Raw genomic sequence first — 8,647 nt, 5'->3', positions numbered from 1 at the left:
CCCCCAGGCTTCGCGCACTGCGTGTCGCTACGCCAAGCCCCTTGCAGGGGGCAACACCTGCGGCCCGGCAAAGCCGGTTCCGCGGTGTTTGCTGGAAGGAAGGCATGGCTCGACGCGCCTGGGCGCTGTGTCGATCTGTCAGGCCGCGGCCTTCTCCACGTGCGCCTGGCGCGTGTAGAGGAAGTCGATCACCGCCTTGCGCGCGTGCACGTAGGCCGGGTCTTCGGCCAGCTCGACGCGGTTGCGCGGGCGCGGAATGTCCACGGCCAGCACGTCGCCGATGGTGGCGGCCGGACCGTTGGTCAGCATCACGATGCGGTCGCTCAGCAGCACCGCCTCGTCCACGTCGTGCGTCACCATGACCACGGTGCTGTGCGTCTTCTGCACGATGGCCAGAAGCTCGTCCTGCAGCTTGGCGCGGGTGAGGGCGTCGAGCGCGCCGAAGGGCTCGTCCATCAGCAGCACCTTGGGTTCCATCGACAGCGCGCGTGCAATGCCCACGCGCTGTTTCATGCCGCCGGAGATTTCGCCGGGGCGCTTCTGTGCGGCGGGCGTGAGACCCACCAGCGCCAGCGCGGCATCGGTGCGTGCGCGCAACTGCGCCTTGCTCTCGGTGGCCGCGAAGACGCGCTCGACCGCGAGGTAGACGTTCTCGAAGCAGGTGAGCCAGGGCAGCAGCGAATGGTTCTGGAACACCACCGCGCGCTCGGGGCCGGGGCCCTTGATCTCCTTGTTGGCGCACAGCAGCGAGCCTTCGGTGGGTGTGGTGAGCCCGGCGATGAGGTTCAGCAGCGTCGACTTGCCGCAGCCCGAGTGGCCGATGAGCGTGATGAACTCGCCCTTGGCCACGTTCAGGTTCACATCGCGCAGCGCGACGAAGCGGCCCTTGGGCGTCTTGAAGGCCTGTTCGACGCCGTGGATCTCGATGTACTTCGAATCATCGATCATGACTTCACCTCTTCGAACGTGAACGCAGTGGCGAGCTTGATGAGCGCAAACTCCAGCACGAGGCCGACGATGCCGATCACGAAGATCGCGATGATGATGTTGGCGACGTTGAGGTTGTTCCACTCGTCCCACACCCAGAAGCCGATGCCGACGCCGCCCGTGAGCATCTCGGCCGCCACGATCACCAGCCACGCGGTGCCCACGGCCAGCCGCACGCCGGTCAGCATGTAGGGCAGCACTGCGGGGAACAGGATCTTCGTGAGGATCTTCCATTCGCTGAGGTTCAGCACCTTGGCCACGTTCATGTAGTCGCTAGGCACGCGCTGCACGCCCACGGCGGTGTTGATGACCATCGGCCAGATCGAGCAGATGAAGATGGTCCAGATGGCGGCCGGGTTGGCGCCCTTGAACACCAGCAGGCCGATGGGCAGCCACGCCAGCGGCGATACCGGTCGCAGCAGGCTGATGAGCGGGTTGAACATGCGCGAGAGGAACTCGAAGCGCCCGATCGCGAAGCCGGCCGGAATGCCGACCAGCGCCGCGAGCCCGAAGCCCAGCGCCACGCGCTGCAGCGACGAGAGCACGTTCCAGCCCACGCCCTGGTCGTTCGGCCCCTTGCTGTAGAACGGGTCGCTGAACACGGTCACGGCCTGCTGCCAGGTGGCCGCTGGCGTCGGGAAGCCGGTGGTGCTCTTCATGGCCACCACCTCCCAGATCAGCAGCAGCAGGCCGAAGCCTGCGAGCGGCGGCAGCACGCGCATCCAGAAGGCGCGCAGGTCGAGTGGCGCTCTCGGTTTCTGCTCCTTCTCCCTTCTGGGGAGAGGGTTGGGGTGAGGGGCGGCTTCGGCGCGGGGCTGGGGCTTGCCCTCGCCCCGGCCCTCTCCCGCGCGCGGGAGAGGGAGGGAGGCTTCGAGCGGTGAATGAAAAACGGCGCTGACCATGGTGTTCTCCCTATGCATGAAGCTTGAAGGACTCGGCGTACTTCTTCGGATCCTTGCCGTCCCAGACCGAGCCGTCGAACAGCTTGCTGGTGCGCATGGTTTCCTTGGGCACCGGCGTCTGCGTGGCGGCGGCGGCCTGCTTGTAGATGTCGATGCGGTTGATCTCGGTAGCGACCTTCAGGTAGTCGGGGTGCTCCTTCAGCAGGCCCCAGCGCTTGTGCTGCGTGAGGAACCACATGCCGTCCGACAGGTACGGGAAGTTCACGGCGCCGCCGTTGTAGAACTTCATGTGGTTGGGGTCGTCCCAGCTCTTGCCCAGGCCGTTGGTGTAGCGGCCCAGGATGCGCTGGTTGATGGCGTCCACGCTCGTGTTGACGTAGCTCTTGTCGGCGATGGTCTCGGCCATCTTGTTCTTGTTCTGCAGGCCGGTGTCGATCCACTTGCCGGCCTCGAGGATGGCGGCCGTCACGGCGCGCGCGGTGTTGGGGTACTTCTTCGCGAACTCGGCGGTGCAGCCAAGCACCTTCTCGGGGTGGTCCTTCCAGATGTCCTGCGTGGTGATGGCCGTGATGCCGATGCCGTCCATGATGGCGCGCTGGCCCCAGGGCTCGCCCACGCAGTAGCCGTCCATGTTGCCCACGCGCATGTTGGCCACCATCTGCGGCGGCGGCACGGTGATGTTCTTGACGTCCTTGAACGGGTCGATGCCGGCCGAGGCGAGCCAGTAGTACAGCCACATGGCATGCGTGCCGGTGGGGAAGGTCTGTGCGAAGGTGTATTCGCGCTTCTCCGTTGCGATCAGCTTGGCGAGCGAGGCCGCATCGACCGCACCCTTGTCCGAGAGCTTCTTCGACAGCGTGATGGCCTGGCCGTTGTTGTTCAAGGTCATGAGCACGGCCATGTCCTTTTTCGGGCCGCTCAGGCCCAGGTGCATGCCGTAGACCAGGCCGTAGAGCACGTGCGCCATGTCGATGTCGCCGTTGGAGAGCTTGTCGCGCACGCCAGCCCAACTGGCTTCCTTGCTGGGGACGATCTTCACGCCGTACTTCTTGTCGATGCCCAGCACCGAGGCCATCACCACGCTGGCGCAATCGGTCAGCGGGATGAAGCCGATCTTCACTTCCTCCTTCTCGGGCTTGTCCGAGCCCTGGGCCCAGACGGCGGCGCGCAGCGCGGGTTCGATGCCCACGGCGCCGATGGCGGCGGCTTGCAGGACGCGGCGTCGGCTGAGGCGGGTTGTGAGCAGGTCGGTCATGGGCGGGGCTCCGGTTGAAGGCGAACAAACAAAAGACAAAAACAAAAAAGGCGTCCGCACCGCGCAGGGGCTGCTCGAAAACGAGCCCTTGCGGGATGGGGACGCCTTTGTCCGGTTCGGTAGCAAGCACCCGCCGTTGGGTGCCGCCTGCCTGAAGACCCATTGGGGGCCTGTGAACGAAATGCTTGCAAGCGGTGTGCCAGCCTTCAGGACCTGGGTGCTGCTATCAAGAAAGTAGCTCGATGCAGTGGCGCAGCACGGGCGAGGGCCCGATCGGGCCGCGCAGCGCCGATCGCACGGTTGTTGTGCACTGCACCAAGTTGAACGGCCGGGGGCGCTTCAGCGAGAGGGCGCGCGGTCGAGCATGGGCAGGTAGTCGGCCATTGCCAGCATCGACTCGGCCACGTCGACCAGCCGCCGCTTCTGGTTCATGGCGGTCTGGCGCAGCATCTTGTGCGCCTCTTCCTCGCTGAGCCGGCGGTGCGCCATCAGCAGGCCCTTGGCGCGCTCGACGATCTTGCGTTCATTGAGCGAGGCGCGCACGGTTTCGAGCTCGTCGCTCATGGCCTGCAGGCGGTGCGACTGCTCCTGGACCATGTCGAGCACCGAGCGTTCGAGGTGGCGGCCGAACTGGGCGGGCGTGGCGGCCTGCGCGTCGGCGTCGTCGAAAAACAGGGCGCCGGCCTGCGGCGCCAGCGTGTCCAGCAGCTGCCGGTAGTCCTGCAACTCGCTGCGCGCCTGCGCGGTCTTGCGCTCGCACAGTGCGCGCAAGACTGCGGCCAGGCGCTCTTCCACGGTCTTCATGGCGTCGATGCGGCGGGTGCAGCAGTCGAACCAGGCCTGGCTCAGCGGTACGTCGGCCGGGGCGGAGGTGGCGCCGCGCCGGCGGATGCGTTCGAGCTCTGCCACTTCGGCGTCAGGCTGGCTGCTGCGCCAGAGCGCGAGCACGGCCTGGCCAGAGAAATCGGTGAACACCTGGAAGCAGCGCTCCTGCGACTCGATCAGGTGCTGCCACTGCAGGCGCTGCGCCTCGTCGCTGCGGCCCAGCGCCAGTGCGGCGGCACCGAAGGCGCGCTCCTGGCCGGCAAATTCCTTGCCCTGCATGAAGTTGAACATCGCGACCAGCAGGCGCGAGATCTCGGGGTCGGTGGCGCCGTCGGCGGCTTCGAACACCACCGACAGCAGGCCGGCAACGAGCTTGGCGAAGGCGGCGGTGGACTGCGCAGGCTGCAGCTCGAGCGCATCGATGCGGCGGCGAAGCGCAGGCAGGGCGTCCAGGCCCGGGAGCACCCAGGCGATGCGGCTGAACAGGCGCGCGCTGTGGCCGGCGCCAGCGCCGCGGTGGTCGTCGGCTTCGAGCTGGTCGAAGCCGGCGCGCACCTCCTGCTCGAGCGCCATGCATTCGGCGATCTGCGGGCCGCGCTGGTCTGCGAAGCGGCCGCCGTGCGACGCGAGGAACATGTTCGACATGCCCCGCTCGCGCTGCAGCGCGTGGACGAGGCGGCCGATCACACCCACCAGCTCGCTGGTGCGGGCGAGCCGGTCCAGCTCGTCGATCTCGCAACGGCGGGCGGCGATCAGAAAACTCAGTCCGGATTTCATGGTGGGAGGGGCGCTGACCCTCTCACTGCAACATCCGTGCCTTGCAGGACGCCGTTTGCCCCTTCGCGGGCGGCCGCACGGGGCGCCGCCTACACTCGGCGCCATGCTCTTGTTGGGAATCGAATCATCCTGCGATGAAACCGGCGTGGCGCTGGTCGAGTCGCACGGCAGCGCGCTGCCGATGCTGCGTTCGCACGCGCTGCACAGCCAGATCGCCATGCACCAGGCCTACGGCGGCGTGGTCCCCGAGCTGGCCAGCCGCGACCACATCCGCCGCGTGCTGCCGTTGACCGAGACGGTCATGGCCGAAGCCGGACGATCGCTGGCCGAGATCGACGTGGTGGCCTACACGCGCGGGCCGGGCCTGGCGGGCGCACTGCTGGTGGGGGCCGGCGTGGCCTGCGCGCTCGGCGTGGCGCTTGGCAAGCCGGTGCTGGGGGTGCATCACCTAGAGGGACATCTGCTGTCGCCCTTCCTGAGCGCCGATCCGCCGGAGTTTCCGTTCGTCGCGCTGCTGGTGTCGGGCGGCCATACGCAGCTGATGCGGGTGGACGGCGTGGGCCGCTACGAGCTGCTCGGCGAAACCATCGACGACGCGGCCGGCGAGGCCTTCGACAAGAGCGCCAAGCTCATGGGTTTGCCGTACCCCGGCGGACCGTGGCTCGCGAAGCTGGCCGAAGGCGGCAACGCAACGGCCTTCAAGCTGCCGCGGCCGCTGCTGCACAGCGGCGATCTCGATTTTTCCTTTGCCGGCCTGAAGACGGCCGTGCTCACGCAGGCCAAGAAGCTCGGCGACCAGCTCGAGGCGAACAAGGCCGACCTGGCGGCGTCCACGCAGGCGGCCATCGTCGAGGTGCTGCTGAAGAAGTCGCTCGCGGCACTCGACCAGACCGGACTCAAGCGGCTGGTGGTGGCGGGCGGGGTGGGGGCCAACAGGAATCTGCGCGAACAGCTGAATGCCGCGTGCGCAAAGCGCAAGGTGCGTGTGCACTACCCCGAGTTGCACCTGTGCACCGACAACGGCGCCATGATCGCCATGGCTGCGGCGATGCGCCTGCAGTCCGGGCTGTCGCAGGCGAGCGAGCGCTATGCCTTCGACGTCAAGCCGCGATGGCCCATGGCGTCGCTCTCGTCGGCTGAGGCGCCGCTGCCGCAGGCTGCGTAGCCGGCTGCCGCGAGCGGCCGATTGCCGGCAGCGGCAGCACGTCCAGCACATTGCGCCACAGCTGGCGCCACTGCGGCCAGTCGTGGCCGCCCTCGATCGTGAAGACGCGCCCCGGCGGCAGGGCGTCGGCCAGCAGCTTGTGGTTGCTGGCAAAGCGGTCGTCCAGCCCGAAGCCCAGGTACAGCGGCGGCAGGTTCTTCGACGGCTTGGCGTCCAGGTACTGCTGGAAGAAGGGCCAGAGCTTGCGGTCGGGCTCCTCGTCGGCCTGCGGTCCGGTGGGCGCCTGCCAGGCGCGCAGGCCGCCGGCCTTCCTGATCTCCGCGCCGAGCACCCGGCGCCCCAGGTAGGGCGCGAGTGCCACGATGCCGTCCACCGAGCCCGGCCGCGCCAGTTCGTGGATCAGCGCGCCGAAGCCACCGATGGAAATACCCACGAGCCAGATCGACTTGTAGCCCCTGGCACGCTGGGGCTCGATCACCTCGGTGTGCAGGCGCTCGCTCAGCGTTTGCTCGTAGTAGTAGGAAACGTCCGCGTCCACCAGCAGCGCGTCCGCCGCCAGATGGCGCTCGCGCACCGCGGCGATGAACCCTTCGCGCTCGAACTCGTCGGGCTTCAGGTAGGCCCCGGGCAGGAACACCAGGAGCGTGTCGGATTGTTCGTTGGGATTGGCAGGTTGAAGGTGCGTTTTCATGGTGCCTTTTGGGGGCACCCGAACCGCACCGGCAGGGAATTCGGTGCGTTACGAGACGCCCACGAAGAAAAAAGTTCTAAGAAAACGTCACATCATGTGACGTTATTCAGCGCTATTGTGAATAAGGTGCTCGTTTAAAGTCAAAACGAGGCCGTTACCAACATTTTCTTCTTGTGGGCATAGGCCAAGCTAGTTGATTTGCAACTGTGCGGCCTGGCTCACGGGCACCAGTTTGCCGAGCTTCAGCGTGAGCACGCCGTTCTCGAGCTTGGCCTCGCTGGTGGCCACGTCGATGTCCTGCGGCAGCTCGTAGGCGGCCTTGAACTGGCGCTTGGCTTCGGCCTTGCTGTCGATGCGCAGTACGGCGCCTTCGATGCTGATCGCGAGGTCTTCGCGCGCAAGGCCCGGCACGTCCAGCGAGAGGGTCCAGCTCTTGTCGTCCTGTTCCACCAGCGGGGAGCGGCGGGGGGCGGCGAAGGCATCGTTCACGAAGCGTTCGAAGGCGCGGTCATAGGCGCGGGGAGCGAAGCGGGCGGTGCGAAGGGTGGGGGCGAAAAGCATGGTGAAGAACTCCTGAGTGAACACAATGGGGACAAGGAATGTGTGTCCCTTACACTGCGCGGCCGTTCCATCGTGAGTGCCGCTTGAGACCTCATCTAGGCGCATCGGCACGCGTTTCAAGACAATGAATCTCCCCTTTATTTGGCGTCGCGAGGCCTTGAAATTCGCGGCGCTGGCGCTATGCGCGAGGCCGTTCGCCGCGCTGGCGCAGGCGGCCCCGCCCGCACCCATTCGCCTGGCGCTGATCGAAAGCATGAGCGGCCCGTTCGCCAACACCGGCGAGGCCGTGTTCCGCAACCTGCTGTGGGCGGTGGAGCGCGTGAATGCGCGCGGCGGCGTGAAGCTGCCCGGCGGCGCGCGTCCGTTGCAGCTCGACCGCTACGACAGCAAGGGGCAGAACGAGGAGGCGCTTTCCGCGCTGCGCGCCGCGATGGACGACGGCGCGCGCATCGTGCTGCAGGGCAATTCGTCGGCCACGGCCTCGGCGCTGGTCGATGCCATCGACAAGAACAACGAGCGCGACCCCGCGCGCCGCGTGGTCTTCCTCAACTACGCGGCCGTCGACCCGGCGCTCACGAACGAGCGTTGCAGCTTCTGGCACTTCCGCTTCGACGCGCATGCCGACATGCGCGTGGCTGCGCTGATGGATGTGGTGAGGGACGATGCCGCGCTCAAGCGCGTCTACCTGATCGGCCAGGACTACAGCTTCGGCCAGGCCGTGCTGCGCGAGGCGCGCCGGCAGCTCGGTGCGCAGCGCCCCGACGTGGAGATCGTGGGCGACGAACTGCACCCCATGGGCAAGGTGAAGGACTTCGCGCCCTACGCCACCAAGATCATCGCGAGCGGCGCGCAGGCCGTGGTCACGGGCAACTGGGGCAACGACCTCACGCTGCTCGTGAAGGCGGCACGCGAGGCGGGCTTCAACGGTACTTTCTATACCTTCTACGGCAATGCGCTGGGGGCACCGGCCGCCATCGGCGATGCGGGCATCGGCCGCGTGATCGCCGTGGCAGACTGGCTGCCCAACGTGCAGACGGCGCAGTCCGAAACCTTCTACCGAGCCTTCCGCACGCGCTTTCCGAAGCCGGCCGACGACTATGTGCACATGCGGCTGCAGCTGATGATCGAAGCGCTCGTGCAGGCCGTCGAGCGTGCGGGCAGTGCCGACGCGGTGCCGATGGCGCGCGCACTGGAGCAGGCCGACGTGAGCCTGTACGGCCAGCGCGGGCGCATGCGCGCGACGGACCATCAGTTCCAGCAGCAGCTCGTCGTCGGCGTGATGGACCGGCAGGGCAGGCCGGGCGTGCAGTTCGACGTCGAGGGCTCGGGCTACGGCTTCCGTGTGGTCAAGACGATTCCCGCCGAGCGCGCCGAACTGCCGACCTCGTGCAAGATGAAGAAACCTTGAACTTGGCTCTCCCCCAGGCTTCGCGCACTTCGTGTCGCTTCTCCCTCCCCCTCACCGGGGGCAACACCTGCGGCCC

The 8,647-nt window shown here is 67.2% G+C and carries 8 protein-coding genes; 2 read left to right on the top strand and 6 right to left on the bottom strand.

Translation table 11 applies throughout. The features are described from left to right. Positions 1 to 138: 138 nt before the first annotated feature. The 4 genes from PMI12_RS25210 to PMI12_RS25195 all read right to left on the bottom strand — a co-directional run bounded on the left by PMI12_RS25210 (position 139) and on the right by PMI12_RS25195 (position 4,746). Entirely contained in the window at positions 139 to 948 is an 810-nt protein-coding gene (locus PMI12_RS25210; RefSeq protein WP_007838174.1) for an ABC transporter ATP-binding protein, read from the bottom strand. Continuing rightward, on the bottom strand, positions 945 to 1,889 hold the full coding sequence (gene ntrB, locus PMI12_RS25205) for a nitrate ABC transporter permease (protein ID WP_007838173.1): 945 nt from the start codon (positions 1,887 to 1,889) through the stop codon (positions 945 to 947). The genes PMI12_RS25210 and ntrB overlap by 4 nt, the downstream gene beginning before the upstream one ends. Positions 1,890 to 1,899: 10 nt before the next feature. Continuing rightward, positions 1,900 to 3,144 (bottom strand): CmpA/NrtA family ABC transporter substrate-binding protein, encoded by a 1,245-nt coding sequence (locus tag PMI12_RS25200; RefSeq protein WP_007838172.1) that lies wholly within the window; start codon positions 3,142 to 3,144, stop codon positions 1,900 to 1,902. Positions 3,145 to 3,483: 339 nt separating this feature from the next. Continuing rightward, positions 3,484 to 4,746 carry a nitrate regulatory protein gene (locus PMI12_RS25195; RefSeq protein ID WP_007838171.1) on the bottom strand — a complete coding sequence of 421 codons (1,263 nt, stop codon included), beginning with the start codon at positions 4,744 to 4,746 and terminating at the stop codon, positions 3,484 to 3,486. 103 nt (positions 4,747 to 4,849) lie between these two features. Here PMI12_RS25195 and tsaD point away from each other — a divergent pair, with 103 nt between their 5' ends. Further along, entirely contained in the window at positions 4,850 to 5,911 is a 1,062-nt protein-coding gene (gene tsaD, locus PMI12_RS25190) for a tRNA (adenosine(37)-N6)-threonylcarbamoyltransferase complex transferase subunit TsaD (protein ID WP_007838169.1), read from the top strand. On the opposite strand, the gene PMI12_RS25185 is transcribed toward tsaD, so the two are convergent. Both PMI12_RS25185 and PMI12_RS25180 read right to left on the bottom strand, forming a co-directional pair. Continuing rightward, positions 5,847 to 6,602 (bottom strand): alpha/beta hydrolase-fold protein, encoded by a 756-nt coding sequence (locus PMI12_RS25185; protein WP_007838167.1) that lies wholly within the window; start codon positions 6,600 to 6,602, stop codon positions 5,847 to 5,849. The two genes, tsaD and PMI12_RS25185, sit on opposite strands and share 65 nt — an antisense overlap. Positions 6,603 to 6,791: 189 nt before the next feature. Continuing rightward, positions 6,792 to 7,163: an Hsp20/alpha crystallin family protein gene (locus tag PMI12_RS25180; protein ID WP_007838165.1), complete on the bottom strand. Its 372-nt coding sequence runs from the start codon at positions 7,161 to 7,163 to the stop codon at positions 6,792 to 6,794. A gap of 124 nt (positions 7,164 to 7,287) precedes the next feature. Here PMI12_RS25180 and PMI12_RS25175 point away from each other — a divergent pair, with 124 nt between their 5' ends. Further along, positions 7,288 to 8,571 (top strand): branched-chain amino acid ABC transporter substrate-binding protein, encoded by a 1,284-nt coding sequence (locus tag PMI12_RS25175; RefSeq protein WP_007838163.1) that lies wholly within the window; start codon positions 7,288 to 7,290, stop codon positions 8,569 to 8,571. Positions 8,572 to 8,647 lie beyond the last annotated feature (76 nt).

Source organism: Variovorax sp. CF313 (assembly GCF_000282635.1).
Taxonomy (GTDB): Bacteria; Pseudomonadota; Gammaproteobacteria; order Burkholderiales; family Burkholderiaceae_C; genus Variovorax.
The sequence above is the reverse complement of the archived record's forward strand: the minus strand, read 5'-3'. Positions and strand labels throughout refer to the sequence as shown.

Coding starts and splice junctions, on each gene's coding strand:
- PMI12_RS25175 (WP_007838163.1), top strand. CDS start 7,288: ATGAATCTCCCCTTTATTTGGCGTCGCGAGGCCTTGAAATTCGCGGCG.
- tsaD (WP_007838169.1), top strand. CDS start 4,850: ATGCTCTTGTTGGGAATCGAATCATCCTGCGATGAAACCGGCGTGGCG.
- PMI12_RS25195 (WP_007838171.1), bottom strand. CDS start 4,746: ATGAAATCCGGACTGAGTTTTCTGATCGCCGCCCGCCGTTGCGAGATC.
- PMI12_RS25210 (WP_007838174.1), bottom strand. CDS start 948: ATGATCGATGATTCGAAGTACATCGAGATCCACGGCGTCGAACAGGCC.
- PMI12_RS25180 (WP_007838165.1), bottom strand. CDS start 7,163: ATGCTTTTCGCCCCCACCCTTCGCACCGCCCGCTTCGCTCCCCGCGCC.
- ntrB (WP_007838173.1), bottom strand. CDS start 1,889: ATGGTCAGCGCCGTTTTTCATTCACCGCTCGAAGCCTCCCTCCCTCTC.
- PMI12_RS25185 (WP_007838167.1), bottom strand. CDS start 6,602: ATGAAAACGCACCTTCAACCTGCCAATCCCAACGAACAATCCGACACG.
- PMI12_RS25200 (WP_007838172.1), bottom strand. CDS start 3,144: ATGACCGACCTGCTCACAACCCGCCTCAGCCGACGCCGCGTCCTGCAA.